Origin of the sequence: Bradyrhizobium sp. Arg237L, from assembly GCF_029990105.1 — a bacterium.
Lineage (GTDB): Bacteria > Pseudomonadota > Alphaproteobacteria > Rhizobiales > Xanthobacteraceae > Bradyrhizobium.
The window spans coordinates 1-21,804 of record NZ_JAQMIL010000106.1 but is presented as its reverse complement, the minus strand read 5'-3'; the positions used below and the strand labels follow the sequence as shown (position 1 = coordinate 21,804).

Annotated in this window: 19 protein-coding genes and 2 pseudogenes; 13 read left to right on the top strand and 8 right to left on the bottom strand. The window is 62.3% G+C overall.

Annotation, left to right across the window (positions count from 1 at the left end; translation table 11 throughout):
* The first annotated feature begins 453 nt into the window (after window positions 1-453).
* From OZ411_RS39840 to OZ411_RS39825, 4 genes are all read left to right on the top strand, one after another.
* Window positions 454-3,699: a CHAT domain-containing tetratricopeptide repeat protein gene (locus tag OZ411_RS39840; protein ID WP_282532315.1), complete on the top strand. Its 3,246-nt coding sequence runs from the start codon at window positions 454-456 to the stop codon at window positions 3,697-3,699.
* Between the two features lie 153 nt (window positions 3,700-3,852).
* The gene (locus OZ411_RS39835) at window positions 3,853-5,934 is read left to right on the top strand and encodes an FUSC family protein (protein ID WP_282532314.1); all 2,082 of its coding nucleotides are present in this window, start codon (window positions 3,853-3,855) and stop codon (window positions 5,932-5,934) included.
* On the top strand, window positions 5,931-6,128 hold the full coding sequence (locus OZ411_RS39830; protein WP_130580531.1) for a DUF1656 domain-containing protein: 198 nt from the start codon (window positions 5,931-5,933) through the stop codon (window positions 6,126-6,128). The genes OZ411_RS39835 and OZ411_RS39830 overlap by 4 nt, the downstream gene beginning before the upstream one ends.
* A 20-nt stretch (window positions 6,129-6,148) precedes the next feature.
* Entirely contained in the window at window positions 6,149-7,054 is a 906-nt protein-coding gene (locus OZ411_RS39825) for an HlyD family secretion protein (protein ID WP_282532313.1), read from the top strand.
* A gap of 3 nt (window positions 7,055-7,057) precedes the next feature.
* On the opposite strand, the gene OZ411_RS39820 is transcribed toward OZ411_RS39825, so the two are convergent.
* Window positions 7,058-7,975 (bottom strand): hotdog domain-containing protein, encoded by a 918-nt coding sequence (locus OZ411_RS39820; protein ID WP_282532312.1) that lies wholly within the window; start codon window positions 7,973-7,975, stop codon window positions 7,058-7,060.
* Window positions 7,976-8,057: 82 nt separating this feature from the next.
* Window positions 8,058-9,701 (bottom strand): annotated as a pseudogene (locus tag OZ411_RS39815) (thiamine pyrophosphate-requiring protein); the annotation flags it as partial.
* Window positions 9,702-10,051: 350 nt separating this feature from the next.
* On the opposite strand from OZ411_RS39815, the gene OZ411_RS39810 reads away from it, so the two are divergent.
* Window positions 10,052-11,635, top strand: coding sequence for a porin (locus tag OZ411_RS39810; RefSeq protein ID WP_282532311.1), 1,584 nt, complete (start codon window positions 10,052-10,054; stop codon window positions 11,633-11,635).
* Between the two features lie 143 nt (window positions 11,636-11,778).
* Here OZ411_RS39810 and OZ411_RS39805 read toward each other — a convergent pair whose 3' ends face one another.
* On the bottom strand, window positions 11,779-12,060 hold the full coding sequence (locus tag OZ411_RS39805; protein ID WP_282532310.1) for a hypothetical protein: 282 nt from the start codon (window positions 12,058-12,060) through the stop codon (window positions 11,779-11,781).
* A 103-nt stretch (window positions 12,061-12,163) separates the two neighbouring features.
* Between OZ411_RS39805 and OZ411_RS39800 the strand changes: the two genes are divergently transcribed.
* On the top strand, window positions 12,164-12,331 hold the full coding sequence (locus OZ411_RS39800; RefSeq protein ID WP_130580537.1) for a Flp family type IVb pilin: 168 nt from the start codon (window positions 12,164-12,166) through the stop codon (window positions 12,329-12,331).
* Window positions 12,332-12,349: 18 nt separating this feature from the next.
* Here the strand turns inward: OZ411_RS39800 and OZ411_RS39795 are convergent, their stop codons facing one another.
* The gene (locus tag OZ411_RS39795) at window positions 12,350-12,583 is read right to left on the bottom strand and encodes a hypothetical protein (protein WP_282532309.1); all 234 of its coding nucleotides are present in this window, start codon (window positions 12,581-12,583) and stop codon (window positions 12,350-12,352) included.
* Between the two features lie 60 nt (window positions 12,584-12,643).
* The gene (locus tag OZ411_RS39790) at window positions 12,644-13,603 is read right to left on the bottom strand and encodes a Ku protein (protein WP_282532308.1); all 960 of its coding nucleotides are present in this window, start codon (window positions 13,601-13,603) and stop codon (window positions 12,644-12,646) included.
* Between the two features lie 287 nt (window positions 13,604-13,890).
* On the opposite strand from OZ411_RS39790, the gene OZ411_RS39785 reads away from it, so the two are divergent.
* The 4 genes from OZ411_RS39785 (at window position 13,891) to OZ411_RS39770 (ending at window position 16,101) form a co-directional block, all read left to right on the top strand.
* Complete coding sequence (locus OZ411_RS39785) at window positions 13,891-14,046, top strand: hypothetical protein (protein WP_165421252.1); 156 nt, start codon at window positions 13,891-13,893, stop codon at window positions 14,044-14,046.
* Between the two features lie 124 nt (window positions 14,047-14,170).
* Window positions 14,171-14,326, top strand: coding sequence for a hypothetical protein (locus tag OZ411_RS39780; protein WP_165421253.1), 156 nt, complete (start codon window positions 14,171-14,173; stop codon window positions 14,324-14,326).
* 125 nt (window positions 14,327-14,451) lie between these two features.
* Window positions 14,452-14,868 carry a hypothetical protein gene (locus tag OZ411_RS39775; protein ID WP_282532307.1) on the top strand — a complete coding sequence of 139 codons (417 nt, stop codon included), beginning with the start codon at window positions 14,452-14,454 and terminating at the stop codon, window positions 14,866-14,868.
* A gap of 216 nt (window positions 14,869-15,084) precedes the next feature.
* Entirely contained in the window at window positions 15,085-16,101 is a 1,017-nt protein-coding gene (locus tag OZ411_RS39770; RefSeq protein WP_282532306.1) for an NAD-dependent epimerase, read from the top strand.
* Between the two features lie 494 nt (window positions 16,102-16,595).
* Here the strand turns inward: OZ411_RS39770 and OZ411_RS39765 are convergent, their stop codons facing one another.
* A complete protein-coding gene (locus OZ411_RS39765; protein ID WP_130580542.1) occupies window positions 16,596-17,156 on the bottom strand; it encodes a TetR/AcrR family transcriptional regulator in 561 nt (186 codons plus the stop codon).
* Between the two features lie 83 nt (window positions 17,157-17,239).
* On the opposite strand from OZ411_RS39765, the pseudogene OZ411_RS39760 reads away from it, so the two are divergent.
* From OZ411_RS39760 to OZ411_RS39750, 3 genes and pseudogenes are all read left to right on the top strand, one after another.
* Window positions 17,240-18,190 (top strand): annotated as a pseudogene (locus OZ411_RS39760) (aldo/keto reductase); the annotation flags it as partial.
* Between the two features lie 322 nt (window positions 18,191-18,512).
* The gene (locus OZ411_RS39755; protein ID WP_282532305.1) at window positions 18,513-19,097 is read left to right on the top strand and encodes a TetR/AcrR family transcriptional regulator; all 585 of its coding nucleotides are present in this window, start codon (window positions 18,513-18,515) and stop codon (window positions 19,095-19,097) included.
* 135 nt (window positions 19,098-19,232) lie between these two features.
* Window positions 19,233-19,817: a DUF308 domain-containing protein gene (locus OZ411_RS39750; protein WP_282532304.1), complete on the top strand. Its 585-nt coding sequence runs from the start codon at window positions 19,233-19,235 to the stop codon at window positions 19,815-19,817.
* A 185-nt stretch (window positions 19,818-20,002) separates the two neighbouring features.
* Here OZ411_RS39750 and OZ411_RS39745 read toward each other — a convergent pair whose 3' ends face one another.
* Both OZ411_RS39745 and OZ411_RS39740 read right to left on the bottom strand, forming a co-directional pair.
* On the bottom strand, window positions 20,003-21,322 hold the full coding sequence (locus OZ411_RS39745; RefSeq protein ID WP_282532303.1) for a UDP-glucose/GDP-mannose dehydrogenase family protein: 1,320 nt from the start codon (window positions 21,320-21,322) through the stop codon (window positions 20,003-20,005).
* A gap of 152 nt (window positions 21,323-21,474) precedes the next feature.
* Window positions 21,475-21,804 (bottom strand): GDP-mannose 4,6-dehydratase (locus OZ411_RS39740; protein ID WP_282532302.1); only part of this gene is annotated, 330 nt, incomplete at its 5' end.

Below are 21,804 nucleotides of genomic sequence, written 5' to 3'. Positions count from 1 at the left end.
CTTGTTCGCGCGAAAAACTTAGCGCCAGCGTCGGGGCGCCAGGACCACACGACTTCGCCGTCCGTGATGTGTGTGCTCGTCAGTCACGCGCTTCACGTCCACCGCATCTCACCGCAACGTTCGTGACGATCGCGATCCGCCCCTCATCTTGGGTGAGACGCGCGGGGTTAAATCACTGATTTGCCCGACGACGGAAGCGGAATGTTTTTCGCGTGGGGACTGGACCGGGCAAATCACGTTGAAATGTCTAGGAAATTTGACATGCGCGCGCATCGCGTTTCGGGGCACGCGGCAGTGTCATCTCGCCTTGTTCGATTGAGCCGAGTATGTGCCGAGGGTTTTGCACCCTACAACGACACCGCCGTGCGGAGCAGGGCTCGGCTTCGGCCTTGCTCTAGCCCCAGAGGGTGGCGATGTCAGATGCTTTGCAAAAGTGAATTGGAGCGGTGGGGCATGCGAGCAGGCCGAACGTTGATCGCCCGGTTTATCGTCGCTTTATTCCTTGCAGGCATGGTTACGTTGCCTTCCGGGGCAGGCGAGCAGGAAATGCTGGCGCTGATGCAACGCATCACGGCGCTCGCCAAGGAGGGGCGATACAGCGAAGCCCTGCCGCTGGCCAGAAAGCTGACAAGCGAGGCTGAAAAGACCACCGGTCGACAGTCGCTTTTGACGGCGACAACCCTTGTCGTGCTGGCGCAGGCGCTGCAGGCCCAGGGCGAGATGACCGAAGCCGAAACCGCATTGAAAAGAGCCCTTGCCATCCGCGAGAAGGCGTTGGGGCAAAACCATCCTGATGTTGCGGCGGTCCTTGCCACCCTCGGCCAGATCGCCTTCAGCCAGAACCGACTGGACGACGCCGAGCGCAATGCCTCGCGCGCGATCGCCATCAACGAAAGCGCCCTGGGCCGCGACAATCTCAACACCGCGATGGCGCGCATGCAGCTTGGCAATGTGCGTCACCGTCAATTGAGAGAGGCGGAGGCGCTCGAGATTTACAGCCACGCGCTTGAAGTCTTGAAACGCGCATCGGGACAGGCCGACATCATGGTCCCGGTGGTCCTGAACAACATCGCGGAGGTCTACAAGGCGCAAGGCCGGTTGCAGCTTGCCGAGGAACGGTTCCTTGAAGCGCTCGGTCTCCAGGAACAGCGCCACGGCCGTGACAGCGTCTATCTCGCCTCGACGCTCAACAATCTCGGAGAACTCAGGCGCCTGCAGGGGCGGCTTTCCGACGCCGAGCAACTGGCACGGCGCACATTGGCCATCAGGGAAAAGGCGCTCGGCAGCGATCATGCCGACGTCGCCGCCAGCCTCAACAATCTCGCGATCGTTCTTTCTCGGGAGGGCAGGGCCCAGGACGCCGAAACCCTGCTGGTTCGCGCCCTTGCCATTCAGGAAAAGGCATTCGGACCTGATCACCCGAATGTGGCGACGACGTTAAACAATCTCGCTGACGCAAAGGCTTATGCCGGTCGCAAGAAGGAGGCCGAGCAATTGTTCCGCCGCTCCCTGGCGATCCGCGAAAAGAGCCTCGGTGCGAACCATGTCGATATCGCCGTCTCGCTCGACAATCTCGTCACGTTGATTGGCGACGATTCGCGCTACGCGGAGGCGGAGGCCTTGGCGCGCCGGTCGCTTTCGATACGCGAGGCAGCGCTTGGCAAGGTCCACCCGCTGGTTGCGAGCAGCCTCAACAATCTTGCTGTCATCATGGACAGCACCGGCAGGTCCCAGGATGCCGAGCCGCTCCTGAAGCGGGCGCTGGACATCCGCCTGAATACACTTGGCGAGGTGCACCCGGACGTCGCCAACAGCTTCAACAACCTCGGGGCGCATTACTTGGACGCCAGTGATTGGCAGCGGGCCTATGATGCGTTTGCGCGCGCTTCCACGATATTGATCAACCGCAGCGCTGGCGAAGCCAATGCGGCGCAAACCACCGCCGATCTGAAATTCCATGACAACACAAATCCATTCCCCGGCATGATCGTTGCCGCCTACCAGCTCGCAGGCGCGGCTGATGGCGACAAGGCGACGACGTTGCGATCTCGGGCCTTCGAGACCGCGCAGTGGATCGGGGACGAACAGGCGGCAAAGGCCGTCAGCGGAATGTCGGCGCGGATCGCGGCGGGCAGCGGAGATCTGTCGGCTCGGGTTCGCCTGCGACAGGACCTGAGCGAGCAGGCGCTAGCGACGGATAGACTATTGATCTCGGCCATTTCGCAGCCGAATGCAGCGCGCAATCAGGAGACGGAGCAGGCGATCCGTGGCCAGGCGACGCGCATTGCAAGCCACATCGAAGCGCTCGATCGCGAGATAACGGCTCAATTTCCGGGATACGCGGCGCTCGTGGCCCGGACATCGATTTCTCTTGAAGAGGTTCGAAAAGCGCTAGGCCCGAAGGAGGCGCTGCTGCTGTTCACTACGACGTCGCGCTTTACCTTCGTGTGGACCGTCACGGCGTCCGATGTCCGTTGGCACGCCGCACCGATCGGCGCGAAGCAGGTGGCGGAGACGGTCAGCATTTTGCGCTGTGGCGTTGATTACGAAGCGTGGATGGATGCGAGCCGCGCCTGCGCCGAAAAGCTCGGAATGGATCGCCCGCCGAGCGATCAATTGCCGTTCGATCTGGACCGGGCGTTCGGGCTTTACCAGGCGCTGCTTCAGCCGGTCGAGAAGGACATTGAAGGCAAGGAGCTCATTCTCGTTCCATCGGGCCCCCTGGCCACGTTGCCCTTCCAGCTCCTGCTGACGGACAAGCCTGCATCTGATGGCGCTCGGCGGGAACTCGCCAAGCAGCCCTGGCTGGTTAAGCGGTTTGCGACGACCGTCTTGCCGTCGGTCTCGAGCCTGAAAGCGCTGCGCCAGGTCGCGCAACGGAGCAAGGCGTCCAAGCCGTTCATAGGTTTTGGCAATCCGCTGTTGAATGGAGACGGTCAGAGCGACTGGGTTGTCGACCGCGTCAAGCAGGCGCGGCTTCATCAGACTTGCGCAGAAGGCGCGGAGCCACGAACAAGCCTGGTAGTTCAAAGAGGGCACCGGTCGGCCGTCGTCCTTTCCGGCGGCACGGCGGACATCGAACAACTCAGGCATCTCGTGCCGCTGCCCGAAACCGCGCTCGAACTGTGCGCCGTGGCGAACAGCTTTGCGCCTGCGAAGGGCGAGGTTTACCTGGGCAATGAGGCGACCGAAGCAAAGGTGAAGTCGCTCAGCGAAAGCGGACGGCTGGAACAGTTTCGCATTCTTCACTTTGCAACGCACGCAGCGCTGGCCGGTCAGGTCCGCGGCTCGATCGAGCCGGGGCTGATCCTGACGCCGCCCGCTGCCGCTACGCAGGCCGACGACGGCTATCTCACATCGTCGGAGATTTCCGCGCTCAAGCTCGACGCCGACTGGGTCGTGCTCTCAGCCTGCAACACGGCCGGCGGCGAAGCAGCGAACTCGGAAGCCTTTTCCGGTCTGGCGAGAGCGTTCTTCTACGCAGGCACGCGTGCGCTCCTGGTCTCGCACTGGCCGGTGAATTCGGAGGCCGCCGTCGCCATCACGACGGGCGCAATCGGTGTTATGACGTCGCAGCCTAACACCGGCCGCGCCGAGGCGCTTCGCCGCTCGATTTCGGCATTGGTCGCCAAGGGGGGCGACAATGCTCATCCCAGCGTCTGGGCGCCCTTTGCGCTCGTCGGAAACGGTGCCTCATAGCGCGTCAATCCCCGGCCAGGAGGACGAGGCTCGGTTGGGAACACCGCGAATACGTCACAACCGCGGCCGACCGTGGGAACTTGGTCGCCTGATCTGCTTTGAGAAGGCGAGGTCGCACGGCTGTGTCGAAGGCCGCCTCACGGGTGGGGGACCATGATCGCGATCATCCGCGGATTTTCCTGGCGGGACGGGCTGTTCTCGGTCAAGTCCTTCGCCGCTGCCGTGCTGGCGCTGTACATCGCATTTCAATTGGACTTGTCGCAACCGAGTTGGAGCATCACGACGGTCTACGTTGTGTCCCAGCCGCTGGCCGGGATGGTGCTCGCCAAATCGCTCTACCGGGTGCTCGGGACTGTGATCGGCGCGGTCGCGTCGCTGGTCCTGGTTGCGCTGTTCTCCAATGCGCCGGAGCTGTTCTGTCTGGCGCTGGCGCTCTGGATCGGTGCGGGCACGGCCGTTTCGATCTATCTGCGCGATGCACCGCAGGCCTATGTCGGCATGCTCTCCGGCTATTCGGCCGCCATCATCGGCCTTCCCGCGGCGCTCGCTCCGGAGACCGCCTTTGACTTTGCCGTGGCGCGCTGCCTGGAAATCATCCTCGGAATCGCCTGCGCGACGCTGGTCCACCACCTCGTGTTTCCGCAGCGCGCCGGCGCTGCCCTGGTCGATGCGCTGTCATCGACGCTGCCGACCATGGCCCGCTGGGCCGGAGACAGGCTGTCGGCAGACTCCGTCGAAGCCGAAATTCAGACGGACCGGCGCCGCATGATCGCTGCCGTCGTCGGCCTGGAGCAGTTGCGCGTCTTCGCCAACCTGGATACGCCGACGGTCAGGGCGATGGACAGTTTGGTCCGCCTGTTCGAAGCCAAGCTGCTATCGCTGCTGTCGCATCTCGTTTCGGTTCATGACCGGATATTGCTGCTGCGGCAACGCGACCCGCAGCGGATTGAGCGGCTGCGACCGCTTCTGCAGATGACGAAGGCGCATATCGCCGCCTGGACCGGACCGGCGACGCCGGATGACTCGTGGCGGGAAGCAGGCGATGGGACGAGAATCCAGGCCGAGATCGACGCCGCACAGCCGTCGCGGCAGGAGCTTGAAAGCTCACCGAACGCCTTCCTGGTCCGCAACATCCTGCTGCGGTTGCAGGACATCATCGATATCTGGCGCGATACGGTCTGGATCCGGACGCATATGGGCCTGGGAGTGCTGCCCCCAGAGCGCGAAGCCGCGCCATCCTTTCAGCCCTATCGCGAGCCGGCGCTCGCGCTGACCGGTGGCGTTGTCGCCGCGTTGACGATCGTCCTGGCCAGCCTGTTCTGGATCTATTCGGCGTGGCCCAATGGTGCCACCGCCGTCACCTTCGCCGGCATCATGTGCGCGATCATGGGCGCGCGTGACAACCCGGCCGCCGGCGCGCTGATGTTTTTTCGCATGACCGCCGTCGCCGCCGTCATCTCCGCGGCCTACCTGTTCGTGCTGTTGCCGAGGCTCGATACGTTTGCCGCGCTGGTGGTCGCGCTTGCGCCATTGTACCTCGTTTGCGGGCTGCTGCTGACGGTCCCTCAGGCCGTTCCGATGGTGATACCCTTGATCTTCGTCGCGGGCGGCCTGATCGGCATCTCCAACCAGATGACCTACGACTTCGAGGCGTTCGCCAACAACGCGCTGGGCTACCTGGTCGGCATCGGCTTCGGCGCGGTCTCGCTGGCGCTGTTCCGTCCGTTTGGACGAGAAGTGGCGGCCACCCGCATGATCCGTGGCTTGCTGCGTGATCTGGCCCGCGTTGCGACAACCGCAACGCCCGAGACCCGTACTGCGTATGAGAGCCGGACATTCGATCGCATCAATGCGCTGCTGGCACAGCTCGACCCCGAAACGCCACGCTACGGCCAATCCGTGCAAGGTGGCTTTGCCGCGCTACGCGTCGGGTTGAACATCCTTATCCTGCGACGGGAACTGCCGCACGTGCCCCCCGATGTGGCGCGTTCGATCGAGGGGGCATTGGCAGGATTATCCGGTGCGTTTCGGGCGTCCTTGTCCGGACGCGCTTCTGCGTCTGTCGCACCTCTGCTCGAGTCGGCGCGCAACCGCGCGTTCTCGGCCGAGGGCGATCTGTTGATCGTTGCCGATGCGCTCTATGGGATCCAGACCACCCTCGAGCAGCATGGGGGCTTCTTCTTTGGCGATCGGCGCCCTTCGTCCCGGCCGGTGAGCGAGGCGGCAACCGCATGATCAAGGAGATCAATCTGGGCGGCGTCTACGTCTCCCCGTTTCTTGCCTATATGGGGGCTGCCGCGGTCATCTGGGTGCTGATGCGGCTCGTATTCGACCGGATTGGCCTTTATCGTGTTGTCTGGCATCCGGCGCTGTTCAATACGGCGCTGTACCTCATTCTGCTCACATTGGTCGTCGGCGTGAGCATGTGAGATATTGGTGAGCTGTTGCCATGCCGAGTCTCGGACGCTTTGCGCAATACGCGGTGACGATCGCGACCGTCGCGGTGGCGATCGCCGCAGGGTGGTGGTTGTGGCGGCTGTACGAGGAGACGCCGTGGACGCGCGATGGTCGGGTGCGGGCCAACGTCGTCAACGTCGCTCCCGATGTCGCGGGTGCGGTGATCGACCTGCGCGTCAAGGACAACCAGCAGGTCAAGGTCGGAGATATTCTCTTCGTCGTCGATCCGGCGCGCTATCAGCTCGCGCTCGAGGAGGCGGAGGCCACAGCCGCGGGAGCCAAGGCGACGCTCGACGAACGGCAGGAGGAACAAGATCGCCGCGAGAAGCTCAGTGTCGATGCGATCTCGGCCGAAGCCCTCAATCAGGCACGAAGCGCCACGCTTGCGGCCCGTGCCGCTTACGACGAGGCGATGGCGCAGGTGGGCGTCGCCAAGCTCAATCTCGCGCGAACCAATGTGCGCTCGCCCGTCAATGGCCACGTCACCAATCTGCTTCTCAATCGCGGCGACTACGTCACGGCGGGAAAGCCGGTCCTTGCCGTCGTCGACCAGGATTCCTTCTACATCGCCGGCTATTTCGAGGAAACCAAGCTGCGCTACATCAACCTGGGAGATGCCGTTTCCGTCCGATTGCTCGGATTCGACGCTCCGCTGAAGGGACATGTCGAAAGCGTCGCTCGCGCGATCACGGATCGGGAAAATGTCATCGGCACGGATCTGATCGCCAACGTCAACCCGACATTCAGTTGGGTGCGTTTGGCGCAGCGGATTCCCGTCCGCATCGCCATCGACGACGTGCCGGACGGCGTCACGTTGAGTGCCGGAATGACCGCGACGCTGCAGGTCGCGGGGCGGGGCCCTCAACCCGATGCGGCGGTTTCGGTTTCGAGCAAGTAAGGCCTATTCGTCATCGAGGCCGGGTGATCGCCGCAGCATGAAATGACCGAACGCCGAGGCGATCGGCTTGGCCGGGTCATCCTGCCAGGCCCGCGCCTCGAACGCGACGACGCGCCGGCCCTGCTTGACGATGGAGACGTTGGCGTGGCTGTCGAGGGCGCGGCCGGAGCGCAGATAATTGATCGTCAGGCCGATCGGCTTCGGCGGCGCCGAAACGCCGAGCTCGCGCGTCACGCCCACGACCGCGGCGGTCTCGAGGAAGGCGCCGGTCATGCCGCCATGGATGGCGGGCAAGAGTGGATTGCCGATGATCTTCGGCGAGAAAGGCATCACCAGCGTGCCGTCGTCACCGAGGCGGATGCCGAGACACTGCGCGAACGGGCTGGCTGCGAACGGGCTCGTGGGATCATCCGGTGCTTCGAGCACGGGCAGCGCGGCGTCATTGCGCAGCTTGTCGAACAGCATGTTGGTGCGGTTCGCGCCGATCATGAAGCAGGCGGTCGCGGTGGCCACCGGATCGTCTTCGGACTCCTGATAGGCGGTCGCGCGCACGAAGGCGATGGAGCGGGTGACGCGATAGCAGATCGAATGCGCGTTGATATCGAGGCCTGGGGTGGCGGGCTTCTGGTAATCGATGCGCAGATCGAGCGTGGCGATGGCGCGCGTGCCGTCCAGCGCGAGCTGCACGGCCATGCCGCAGCTCTCGTCGAGCATGGCGGTAACCACGCCGCCATGCAGAACGCCGGTCTGCGTGTCGCCGACAAAGACCGGCCGATAGGGCAGGCGTGACCAGGCTTCGCCGGGCGCGGCGCGATCGAGCTGCAGGCCGCTGATCTGTCCGTAGGTGGAGCGGCGCCGTTTGATGGCCTCCGCCAGTTCGTCGAACGGTAGCGGCGTATTGAACGTCGATGTCTCGGACATGCCGACCTCTTAAACCACTGCGGCTCAGCTTGCGATCAGAATCGTAGGGTGGGCACGCTGCGCTTTGCCCACCCTACAGGATCTACGTGCCCGGCCTCGACACCTCGGTTTCCTTGCTGGTGATGAATTCGAGCAGAACGGGGACGCCTTCCTTGGTCTTCTGGATGCCGCGCTTGATCGCCGGCACGATGTCCTCAGGCTTGGTCACCCGCTCGCCGTAACCGCCGAAGGCGCGCGCCATCGCGGCGTAGTCGCCGGAAATGTCGGTCGAGCGGTATTTCTCGGTCGAGATCGGCATCACCTTCAATTCGATCGCCATCGAGAAATTGTTGAGCAGGATCGACATGATCGGGATGCGCTCGCGCACCGCGGTCTCGAAATCCATGCCGGTGAAGCCGATGGCGGCATCGCCCCAGACGTTGATGCAGAGCTTGTCCGGCATCGCGAGCTTGGCGCCCATGGCGAGTCCGAGCCCGTAGCCGAGCTGCGTGGTCTTGCCCCAGCCGAGATAGGAGAGGGGCTCGACCGACTTCCAGAACGGCGAGAGCTGGTCGCGCGGGCTGCCGGCATCGTGGGTGATGATGGTGTTGCTGACATCGACGGTGTGCTGCAGGTCCCACAGCACGCGGTAGGGATTGAGCGGCGCCTCGTTGTGGGTGAGCTTCGGCATCCATTTCGCAAGCCACTCGTCGTTGATGGCGGCGATCTCGGCGGCGACTGCGCTGGCATCGCGATCCGACGTGACGGTCTTGCCGATCTCGTCGAGCAGCGCATCGAGCACGAGCGCGGCGTCGCCGACCAGGCCGACCTTGGCCTCGACATCCTTGTTCAGATGATTGGGGTCGAGGGTCGAATGGATGATGGTCTTGCCCTTCGGCATCGCGATGCCGAAGCTCGTCTCCGTGAACGAGCAGCCGATGCCGAAGATCACGTCGGCATCAGTGAGGAATTTCGGCACCGCGCGCGGCACAGCTAACCCGCCCGAGCCGAGCGACAGCGGATGCGTCTCCGGAAAGGACGACTTGCCGCCGAGGCTCGTGGTGACGGGAATGGCGAGGCGTTCGGCAAGGCGCTTCAGTTGCGGCCAGGCGCGGGCATAATGCACGCCCTGGCCGGCATAGATCACGGGACGCTTGGCGTTGATCAGGAGTTCGGCGGCTTCCTTCACATGCACGGGATCGGCGCCGTAGCGGGTGCGCAGCACCGGCGTGTAGTTCAAGGGCTCCGGCACCTCCTCGTTCCACATATCGGCGGGGATTTCGACGATGACCGGTCCGCCGCGACCGTTCTTCAATTTGGTGAAGGCGCGGCGGAAGATGTTGCACACTTCGGAGGCGAGAATGATCGGCTCTGACGATTTCGTGAACGCCTTCATCGCCTGGCTGGAATTGAAGTTCGGCTCGATGTTCGCCAGCCGGCGCGGATAGCCCATCGGCAGCACCAGCACCGGCACCGACTCGCCGAAGCATTGCGCCACCCCGCCCATCGCATTTTCCGAGCCGGGGCCGTGCTGCATGCAGAACGCGCCGATGCTGCGGCCGGACGTGACGCGGGAGATCGCGTCCGCCATGTGCACGCCGATGCGCTCCTGCCGCACCATGATAGGGCGGATATCGGCGTTCGCGGCGTGCTCAATCAGATGATTGACGGGATAGCCGCAGAGAATCTCGATCCCCTCGCGCTTCATGATTTCCGCAATCGCCGTGCCGAGCTTCATGGCCGTGTCTCTCCCTTGGGTCGCAGCCGGTTCATCCGACCGCTTTGCAACAGAGGATCAGGATTTCGCGGGCGCGTAAAGCATGCGTCGTGCGCATCTCGAGGCTGCAGTTATGCGTTTCGCGATGCGGAGGGGCGCGATGCGCGAATGGCCGATCAAAAGTTTGTGCTGGCAGATCTGATCTGCGCGACGCGAATACGATTATTCGATGAGCCTCGAAGCGTAAGCGTGACGAAAACGTCACAGCGCCTCGCCAACAGCATCGACCTCACCGCGTTGTTATTCGCGCCGGAAGTTTTTGAATTAGGTAACGCCTCAAACATGCGTGTGCATGTTGAGGGACCAGGAGATTTGATCAGATGTTACGGGCGCGAACACTCATCCTCGGCACAGCCGCCGGCCTGATGGCCATAAGCGGCGCGCAAGCAGCCGATCTTCCAGTCAAGGCAAAGGCCGTTGAATATGTGAAGGTCTGCTCGCTATACGGCGCCGGCTTCTGGTACATCCCGGGCACCGACACCTGCATGAAGATCGGCGGCTATCTGCGCGTCGACACGACATTCAACGGCGGTCCGCAGGGCCAGCCGGCCTGGAACGGCGATCTCGGCCAGGACAACCGCTATCGCGACTACTTCGCGACCCGCGCGCGTATGGCGCTGACATTCGACACGCGCACCTCCACCGAGTACGGCACGGTTCGCACCTTCATGCAGGGCGACTTCCAGTTCTCCACGCTCGGCGGCAGCACCTTCAACCCGAACTCGATCAACGGCTCGCTCCCGGTTGCCGGCGCGCAGCTCCTCGACACGCCCGGCGGCGGCTATGTCGCAGTCGAGTATATCTTCATTCAGTTTGCCGGTTTCACGTTTGGTAAGTCTTCTTCCGCCTACGCGACGCCGTGGCAGGGCTTCCCGGGCAACAACTCGTCCTTCCTGATGGGCGGCCAGAACACCGACACCGGCGTCAACAACATCCAGTACACGGCGCAGTTCGGCAACGGCGTGTCCGCCAGCATCGGCCTCGACGATCCGGCGGTCTGGGACCGCACCACGATCTACAACCTTTCGCTGCCGCTGAACGCGACGCTGAATTCCGGCAACGCCTATGCGGGCGTTCGTTCGCCTGACGTCGTCGGCAATGTCCGCCTCGACCAGGCTTGGGGTCTGTTCCAGATTTCAGCCGCGGCGCATGAAGTGAGCGCGTCCTACAATACCCTCAACGCGGCTGGCGCTCCGGCGGGCGGCGTCGGTCTTCCGGGCGCGGCGCCGACCGCGGCATCCGAGCTTTCCGGGCATCCCGACGACTCCTGGGGTTACGCGACGATGGTCGGCGTGAACATCAAGAACATCCCGACCGGCCCCGGCGACGACATCAAGTTCGATGCGAGCTACGCCAAGGGCGCGACCAAATACGTGATCGCGACATCGTCGGCCTCGCCGAGCTTTGCGATGTTCGGTGGCAGCGGCGCTTTCGGCGCGTATCAGAGCATCGGCTTCGGCGCGACCACTGACGCTGTGTACCTGCCGGTGGCAGCCGGCGGCGACGGATCGCTGCATCTGACCGAGGCCTTCGGCATCCGCGGTGCGTTGAACCACAACTGGGATCCCTACTGGTCGACCAGCTTCTACGGCAGCTATTCGGCGGTCCGGTATGACGGCACGGCCAAGGCGTTCATCTGCGCGAACTTCACGACACCCGCCAAGGCGGTCAGCGCGAATTACGTCTGCAACCCCGACTTCAACGTGTCGCAACTCGGTGCCGTCACCCGCTGGACCCCGGTCAAGAACCTGACGTTCTCGGCTGAATTCCAGTGGTTCCACCTCGACCAGAAATTCCAGGGCACGGCCGTCCTTGGAGCTTCTGCCCCCAAGCCGGCTGCGACTTACGAGTTCAAGGACCAGGATACGTTCTTCCTGCAGCTTCGCGCCCAGCGCAACTTCTGATCGCCTTCGCCTTGCGCTTTGCGAGGAAACGGCGACGAAGCAATCCGGCGTCTTCCTCCGGATTGCTTCGCGCCACGTGTCAGCGGGTCAGCCGTCGTGGCGGCCCGCTGATTTGCTTTGACGATCGAGGCGGACGATGGAGATCATCTCGCTTCGATGCGTCGATTGAACACCGCCGCCACCAGCCTTTGGAGATATCGGCGCATTTGGCGATCGTTCGCGGTTCGCAGCTCGCCCACCATGCGCGGCTCGTCGGTCTCCTCGTAGAGAATGCCGATGTAATTCCTGCGTGTTTCTCGCGTTTCTTGGGGCATGTGCTTCCTCCGCGGCAGTACCGAGGCCGACTGTCCGAGGTGGCGCGCAACGTCTGGTAAATTTTCCGCACCGTATGAATACCGGCGCAATCCACGCATGGCCTTAATCAATCGTTCATCCTGTCCGTCAAGGCGGCATCAACCAGTCAGCTTTTAGGTTGCGGCCGAGACGCGAGGCGGGAGAAACCCGTGCGAGGTGTCGGCGGGGATTTTGATGCGCCAGTTGATTTCAAGTTTTTTCAGCGATGAGCGCGGGGCAACCGCGATCGAATATTGCCTCGTTGCCTGCAGCATCAGCATCGTGATCGTCGCCGCGGTCACCAGTCTTGGCGAAAACGTCAGGCTGCTTTTTGTGCGGGTTCGCGACGGCTTCCCGCAGTAATAGCATGCCCCGTGGCCGTCAGCCGGCCTCGTCTTCGTTGAGCGCCCGCAGCACCGCGATCCGCGCGAACATCAGCCAACCGCCGCCGCTCTCGGCGGCATGGATCAGATTCTCGACCGCGGTTTGCCAACGCTCGCGCTGCTGCACCGGCTCGGGCAGCTTCATGATGTAGTCGGCGGCGTGCTGGAGCGTCACCAGCTTGCGGCCACCGCGCAGGACGATCGGCTGCTCGAAAGGCGTCGACCACGGCATGTCAGCTTGCCGCCTGCCGCGTCGTTGTCATTGCATGAGACCGCCGGGCCGCTTCCCCGCCTATCCGGCCTTCTTGGCCCGGGTCGGCGCGCGCACGGGCTTTTCCGCCTTCTTCGGCTCTTCCTTGGCGGCACGCTTGCCGGCGCCGGTGCCGCTTCCGGCGATCGGCAACAGCATTTCGCGCTGGCCCTCGACCCGCTTCTTCGGCTTCTTGCCTTTTGCTTTAGTGGGGGCGGGCGCCTGCTGCTCATTGGCAAGGCTGCGCTTGAGCGCGTCCATCAGGTTGATGACGTTGCCGGTCGATTTCGGCGCGGGCTTCGCCACGGGCAGGCCGTTGCGTTTCTGGTTGATCAACTCTATCAGCGCGGTTTCGTAGCGGTCGTCGAACTCCTCGGGGTCGAAGTCGGCCGACTTCTGCTCGACGATGTGCTTGGCGAGATCGAGCATGTCCTTGGTGATTTTCACGTCCTGTACGTCGTCGAAATATTCCTTCTCGTCACGGACCTCGTAGGGGTAGCGCAGCAGCGTCCCCATCAGGCCCTTGCCGAGCGGCTCCAGCGCGATGACATGCTCGCGGTTGGTCAGCACGACGCGGCCGATCGCGACTTTGTTCAGGCTGCGGATGGTCTCGCGGATCACCGCGAACGCGTCGTGGCCGACCTTGCCGTCCGGGATGAGGTAATAGGGGCGGATCAGATAGCGGCTATCGATATCGGCCTTCGGCACGAATTCATCGATCTCGATGGTACGGGTCGATTCCAGGGCGATGTCGTCGAGCTCGTCCTTGGTGATCTCGATGTAGGTGTCGGTATCGACCTTGTAGCCCTTCATGATGTCTTCGGCGGCAACTTCCTCGCCGGTCTCGGCATCGACCTTGGCGTATTTGATGCGATGCCCGGTCTTGCGATTGACCTGGTTGAAGGAGACCTTTTCGGTGTCTGACGTGGCCGGGTAGAGCGCGACCGGGCAGGTCACGAGCGACAGCCGCAGAAAACCCTTCCAGTTGGCGCGGGGGGCCATGGGGATACTCCGAAGACGCAACAGACGGGAGGCAGAGGATACCACCGCGGAACCGGGTTTCAAACATGGCCAAACGGTGAACCTGCCAATGACGGTTAACCGCTGATCGCCCGCATGGTTCTTGCGGATTTCTTGCGGGCCCCATGCGACGCGTTGGCCTGTCGGCTCGCCGCCAAATCCTCAGGAACATCGCTTCCGACCATGAGTTGCGCCTGGGGACGGGACATCCAGGCATTAGCCGGCAGTTGCAGGCAGTTAACTGCTAACTGAATGGAATGAGGTGGCGCATGGCAACGACACACCGAGATGGCCGGATTGTTGAAACCACGACCGAGGCGCGCCAGGCCGAAGCAGGACCCACCGTGGCCGCGCTGTTGTCGATTTCGACCGGGCTCGCGGTTCTGATCCTTGGCGTGATCTGGTTCGCATTCTTCCGCACCTAGGAGACGGCGCGCGACACGTGTCGCCCGCACAAGGTCTCTGGAACGTGGCGGTCGGGGAGCGTCACCAGTTTATCGAATTTGCGCCGTAGAAGTCGGATCTGAAGGTTCCCACCGCAGATCTGGCATGCTCTCCCCACCAGAAAAAGTTTCGCTTTTGAGGCGGGTGAAGGAGCACGGTTTCTCCGGCGCGTTCGTGGCCATAGCGCTGCTGGCCATGGCAGGCTGGGTCTATCTGCTGGGTTCGCTGTTCCTGAAATTGATGCTCTGGTGTTTCTCTTGAATGGCGGGCCGCATCCCTATGGCCGATCGCCGCGGGGTGCGACGGCCGCAACTTTACCGTTCCTTAACTAAGAAGGGGCGACTTTTGGGCGTTGCCCCGTAACGGTCCGGACCGGACGAACGCAGATGTTTCAGCTCTTCTTGCGATCCCGAGCGCAGAACTTCATCAAGGCCCGGCTGGGGATCGATGAGGGGTTTCGCGCGCGTTCGCCCGAGCGCGACGCCGAGACCGACCGGCTGCGCGTGGGATCCATCGTGGCCGCGATCGACAATGCGTTGCAGGCGGCGGAAAGCGAACAGAGCGGCCTGAGCCGCCGTGTCGACGATGTCCTGGCGCGCGCCGCCGTGACGCTCGGCAACGGCACCGACGAGTATCTGGAGCGCGAGCCGCTCGACAATTATCACCACGACTTGTTCGACGCCGAGATCGCCAACGGGCAGCGCCGGCTGCAGGAACTCGCTGCGGCGATCTCGCATTTCAAGTTCATGAAGGCCGCCGTGCTGAGCCGGTTTCCGGACTACAAGACGGCTGCTAGCAACTAGAGCGTTTTCGAGCGAAGTGGACGCCGGTTCGCGTGAAGAAAAACGCGTCAAAACAAGAATCTAGAGCTTCGGTTCTGATTTAATCAGAACCGAAGCACAACCGCTCGCGTCCATCAAGCATAATTGGCCGGTCGGTTCCACTAGAGCCTTCACAGCGACGCATTGTCCGGCGATCATGGCGCTGCTGGGTGTTATGGCGCGAAGGATGGAAAAGCGGTGTCTGCAGACGATTTGCTGGTTACGGGTTGCGCGGGGTTCATCGGCCTTCATCTGACGCAACGATTGCTGGCGGCCGGCCAGCGCGTCATCGGCATCGACAATCTGAACGACTATTACGATCCGGCGCTCAAGCTCGCCCGCCTCGAGCTCATCAAGGAGCATCCGAACTTCACCTTCCGGAAGCTCGATCTCGCCGACCGCTCCGGCATGAAGGCGCTGTTCGAGCAGTACCGTTTTCCGGTGGTGGTCCATCTGGCGGCGCAGGCGGGCGTCAGGTATTCGCTGCAGAATCCTCACGCCTATACCGACTCCAACCTGGAGGGCTTCATCAACATCCTGGAAGGCTGCCGGCATAATGGTTGCCGGCATCTCTTGTTCGCGTCGTCTTCCTCGGTCTACGGGGCCAACACCAAGCTACCGTTCTCCGTACGCGACAATGTCGATCATCCGATCAGCCTCTATGCCGCGACCAAGAAAGCGAATGAGCTGATCGCCCATTCCTACAGCCACCTCTACGGCATCCCGATGACCGGGCTTCGCTTCTTCACCGTGTATGGCCCCTGGTATCGGCCCGACATGGCGCTCTATCTCTTTGCGCGCGCGATCAGCGAGGGCAAGCCGATCAACCTGTTCAATAACGGCAACATGCGGCGCGATTTCACCTATGTCGACGACGTCGTCGAGGCGATGACGCGGCTCGTCGATCACGTGCCGCAGGGCGATCCGGACTGGTCGGGCGACGAGCCCAATCCGAGCTCGAGCACGGCGCCATGGCGCATCTACAATATCGGCAACAACAAGCCGGAAGAATTGATGCACGTGGTCACGCTGCTGGAGAAGGGGCTTGGCCGCGAGGCCCAGAAGGTGCTGCTGCCCATGCAGCCCGGCGACGTGCCCGCAACCTTTGCGGATGTCGACGACCTTGCGCGCGAGATCGGCTTTCGGCCGCATACAAGGATCGAGGATGGCGTCGAGAAGTTCATCGCCTGGTTCCGCGACTATCATCGCGTGTGACGGATAGCTTCGGTTTGCATTGCCGCCGTCATAACGGCATACCGTCAGCCGTCGTAAGATCGTCTCTGATCAATATCGAGGCAGCCGCCTGCACATGAAGTCAGGCGCCTGAACAATGTTTCAGCGCCGCAATCATGATGTCGTCACAACCGGCACATGAAAATATTGTCAGAACGAGATATATTGTCGGCAAGCATATTGGACTGATGTCATGTTTCCCGCGTTGATTTTGCTTGTCACCTTTTCAGTCGGCGTTCTGCTGGGATATGCGGCGCGCGACTGGCGCTCGCGGAAACGTCGGGCGCACTATCTGCTGTACGCGCCTTATGGGATTCGCGGTTCCTCCGAGAAGCCTTCCGTCGCTGAAGCATCACCGCGCGCGAAGACGCGTGATCGCGCTGACGCTTGATCCCGGATTGATGCCAACCCAGTCGCGCGGTTGAAAGGTGGTCCGTCGCCGGACTTATCGTGGTGCCGCTTCGTGACCGGGAGAGCTATTCTTCGGCACCCAAGCCGCGGAAGATAAGCGCGAGAACTCTCTTTGTCTGCGCTTTCCCGTCCGAGGTCGGTGAAATTCGCAATAGCAATCCCAAAAGCGTCAAGACATCTTCAGGCTCGGCGCCTGGACGTATGTCGCCCGAGCCTTCGCAGGCCTCCATCAACCGGCGAACCGCCTCCACCAGAGGTCGGTAGGTTTCCTGAAAGTCCTGATCCGATATTGCTGCCCGAAGCGTGTCAGCAACGCCATGCTTCACCTCACCAAACCGAACAAACCGATCGCACCACAATCGGAAAGCCTGCAGCGGAGGATGCTTTGTAAGCAGCTTCGGCGCGAGCTCCACAAGCGCACCAATTTCCTTGCGATAGACGCCCACCAGCAAGGCCTCGCGGGTCGGAAAGTGACGGTAGAGCGTGCCCGCGCCGACTCCAGCTATCTTCGCGATGGAGTTGAGGGACGTGCCCGGGTCAGCAGCAAACGCATCGCGCGCCACGTCCAGAATACGGTCACGGTTCGCCTGTGCGTCGGCGCGCAGTTTTGCCTCAAGGTCGGCCATCACACCTCTTGACTAAGCGGAGAACTCTCCGGTAATCCGTAAACCGGAGAGCTATCCACTTAGCTACCCGTCGAGGAGGTCGCGTGCAATACATAAAGCTTGGTCACTCAGGCCTTGAAGTTTCCCCCATCTGCATCGGCTGCATGGGCTTTGGAGACCCTTCCCGTGGCCATCCGGCCTGGTCGCTCGATGAGGAAGCCAGCCGCCCGCTGATCCGGCACGCGGTTGAAGCCGGGATCAACTTCTTCGACACTGCAAACTTGTATTCGAATGGAAATAGCGAGGAGATCCTGGGGAAAGCGCTGAAGGATTTCGTCAGTCGGGATAGTGTGGTCATCGCCACCAAGCTATCTGCGCCGACGCGTAATGGCCCCAACGCCATCGGCTTGTCACGCAAGGCGATCATGACCGAGGTCGACCATAGCCTGAGGCGGCTCGGCACCGACTATATCGATCTCTACCAGATCCATCGCCGCGATCAGACCACCCCGTGGGAAGAAACGCTTGAGGCGCTCCACGATCTCGTGAAGATCGGAAAAGTGCGCTATCTCGGCGCCTCCTCAATGATGGCATGGGAGTTCAGCAAGGCGTTGCATCTGCAGAGGGCAAACGGATGGACGCGGTTCGTGTCGATGCAGGACAATTATAACTTGCTCGTCCGCGAGGAAGAGCGCGAGATGCTGCCGCTCTGCGCCGACGAAGGCGTGCAGACAATCATCTATAGCCCGCTTGCGCGCGGCCGCTTGGCTCGACCGTGGGGCGCGATCAGTTCCCGTTCGGAAGCCGAACCCGCGGGCGCCGAGCAAAACGCGGCGACTGCGGAAAGCGATCGGAAAATCGTCGAGGCGGCGGCAGCAATTGCAGCGGAACGGGGCATCGGCCAAGCGCAGATCGCATTGGCCTGGCTGCGTCGCAATCCCGTCGTTGCGGCGCCGATCGTGGGTGCGCTCAAGGCCAAGCATATCGACGACGCGATCGCGGCGCTCTCGATAACCTTGACGGACGACGAGGCTGCCGAACTAGAGGCCCCTTACACCGCCCGTCGGGACCATCAGGGTGTGTCTAACCCGGCCGTCCTGGCCCGTAGTGCAGAGGCCGTAAGCGGGTTCAGGAAGTCCGTCCCTGACATCAAAGCCGAACCTCGGTGATCTCCGTACGGGAGCCTTGAGGCCGTCACCCTATCGAGAACGCCTTCTGCAGCCTCAAGGATTTTCGCCGTGTCGTCACCCGCTACGGCGAGCCCGCTGCCAATCTCTTCTCGGCTGCTGGCGATATCTGGGTTGGTCGCCGAAGCCGAACCTTTTGGTTGGCCCGTTAGTGCTTGACTATCTACCGACTAGAAGGTAGATTGGCGTTATGAGTAATCCTTCAAGGACTGCCGACGACATCCTGGCTTGCGCGCGCTCTCTCATAATTGCCGGAGGGTACCACGGCTTCAGCTATGCGGACGTTGCGAACGTGGTGGGAATCCGGAAACCAAGCATCCACCATCATTTTCCCAGCAAGGTGGACCTCGTTCGCACGTTGGTTGCTCGTTATCGCGAAGAGGCTCGAGCAGGAATTGCCCATCTCGAACGGAATATCTCAGATCCGATCGAACTACTCCGCAGTTATACCGTGTATTGGGAAGCCTGCATCACCAGCGCGAGCGACCCCTTTTGCGTTTGCGCGCTGCTCGCGAGTGAGCTTCCCGTCTTGCCGGAAGAGGTCGCAATCGAAGTCCGAGCGCATTTTCGCTGGTTGTCGAATTGGCTTGCCTCGGTGCTTGAGCGCGGCTCGAAGCAGGGCCGCTTGCAACTCATGACAACGCCGCAGGTGGAGGCCGAAACGTTCATGGCAACTGTCCACGGCGCGATGTTGTCCGCCCGAGCGTATGGCGATCCAAAGACGTTCGGGACGATTCTCCATCCATTGCTGGACCGACTTTCCGCGCAGCATTGACGATGGAGGTCTGCCTCTTCTGAGACGCTATCGGACGGCGAGCGGCGCACCGTCTCGAGCCAAGCGCCAAACCGCGCTGCATGATCTACCAACTAGTAGGTATAGACGACTGTGTACCAGTCCAGAGGAGAGCAGATGACTATCCGCCCAGCACACTCCGCCCTCAGCAAGCAAGAGCAATGGCTGAAGGTCTACTACTTTGCCCGAACCGCATTCTCCGCAGCCTGGGTGGCTGCGGCGTTCACGGTCGGACAACAGTCCCCGTCGGTCGCAGCGATCCTCCTCCTCGTCTATCCTGCGTGGGATGCGGCGGCCAATTATGTCGACGCATCGCGCAGCGGCGGATTGGGTGAGAATCGCACGCAGGCTCTCAATGTCCTCGTGAGTTTTGTGACGACGGTAGCGGTCGTTCTGGCTTTGCGGATGAGCATGAACTGGGTGGTCGGGGTTTTCGGTGCGTGGGCGCTTCTTTCTGGACTGCTCCAACTTGGCACCGCGGTCCGGCGGTGGAAGAGTTATGGCGCACAATGGGCAATGGTGCTTAGCGGCGGCCAGTCAGCCCTGGCGGGCGGTTTCTTCATCGCGCAGGCTCGGCTGCCGACGCCGCCGTCAATCGCCAACTTGGCGGGCTATGCTGCCGTGGGTGCCTTTTACTTTTTGATTTCGGCGGTGTGGCTGACCGTGACCGGACTACGCCGCAAGTCCCCGCGGACCTCCTAAAGCGCGACGAGATGAAGATGAATCGTCATCGCGCTTTAGGTTATTGTTTGAGCATGATCTCCGCGCAAACGCTTCGCGTTTGTCGCGAGGGAAAACCGCTTCACACTTTTCCGGATCATGCTCTAACAAACGGACGAGCAGTGGCAACTGCGTTCACCCGCAGATTCAAACAGAGCCATCACGCTTTAGCTCGCCGACGGCGTCGGTCTGCCCACGCTTTCGTACTTGAAGCCGTGGGCGACGACATCGCTCGGCCGATAGACGTTGCGGAGGTCGACGATGGCCGGATTGGCCATCTTCTGCTTTAAGCCGTCCAGATCGAGTGCGCGGAATTGCTCCCACTCGGTCACGATCACCAGCGCGTCGGCGCCCTCGGCGCAACTATACGGGCCGTCACAATAGGTGACGTTGGATAGTTCGGAGCGGGCCTGTTCGATGCCTTCCGGATCATAGGCCCTGATCTTTGCCCCCAGATCCTGCAAGGCCGTGATCAGCGGGATCGATGGCGACTCCCGCATGTCGTCGGTGTTGGGCTTGAAGGTCAGGCCGAGCAGCGCGACGGTCTTGCCGCGCAGCGACCCGCCAAGCACCGAGACGACCTTGCGCGCCATCGCGCGCTTGCGGTTTTCATTCACGGCCAGCACCGCTTCGACGATGCGGATCGGCGCTTCATAGTCCTGTGCCGTCTTGATCAGGGCACGCGTGTCCTTCGGAAAGCACGATCCGCCGAAACCGGGGCCGGCATGGAGGAACTTGGTGCCGATGCGATTATCAAGGCCGATGCCGCGCGCGACCTCCTGCACATCGGCGCCGACTTTCTCGGCAAGATCGGCGATTTCGTTGATGAAGGTGATCTTGGTCGCGAGAAAGGCGTTCGCGGCGTATTTGATCAGTTCCGCGGTGCGGCGGCCGGTGAACATCAGTGGCGCCTGATTGAGGTAGAGCGGACGGTAGATCTCGGAGATGGCCTTTCTGGCCCGCTCGTCATCCGTGCCGGCGACGATCCGGTCGGGATGCTTGAAGTCCCTGATAGCCGCGCCCTCGCGCAGGAACTCGGGATTGGAGGCGACCACGACGTCGGCGTCGGGATTGGCTTCGCGAATGAGTCGCTCGACCTCGTCGCCGGTCCCGACCGGAACCGTCGATTTGGTGATCACCACCGTGAAATCCTTGAGGCTGGCCGCGATCTCGCGGGCCGCCGCGTAGACATAGCTGAGGTCCGCGTGACCATCGCCCCGCCGCGACGGGGTTCCGACCGCTATGAAAACGGCGTCGGAATGGGAGACGGGATCGGCGAGGTCGGTCGTGAACGACAGCCGTCCGGACCGCGCGTTGGTTTCCACCAGCCGATCAAGGTCCGGTTCGAAGATCGGAATCTCTCCCCGCTTGAGTGCCGCGATCTTTTCCGCGTTCTTGTCGACGCAGGTGACTTGATGCCCGAAGTCCGCAAAGCACGCGCCAGAGACCAGGCCGACGTAACCCGTGCCCACCATCGTTATTCGCATATCGGATCCTGAAAGCTCTTCTTAAGTGGATCGCCTACCGCAAGGCGCTGTGGATGCGTCACGCTGTGACTTGAACGGTCATAGCTGAACCATTTCCATGATGACCAAATGACGGTCAAAGGCAATCCCCAGCCCGTTTGCGGGGTTTGGGCCTATCCCAGCCCGATGCGGGCGCGTTGGTAGCCTCGATCGAGGATGGCCTGCCACCAGGGACGATTGTCACAAAACCAACGCGCCGTTTTCGCAATGCCGCTCTCGAATGTTTCCAGCGCGTTCCATCCCAATTCGCGTTCCAGCTTGGAAGCGTCGATGGCGTAGCGGCGGTCGTGGCCGGGGCGGTCGGCGACGAAGGTGATCAGGTCGCGGCGGGCGCCTTGTGCGCGCGGTGCGATCTCGTCGAGGAGATCGCAAATGGTTTCGACCACATGCAGGTTGGTGCGCTCGTTGCGGCCGCCGACATTGTAGGTCTCGCCGACCGCGCC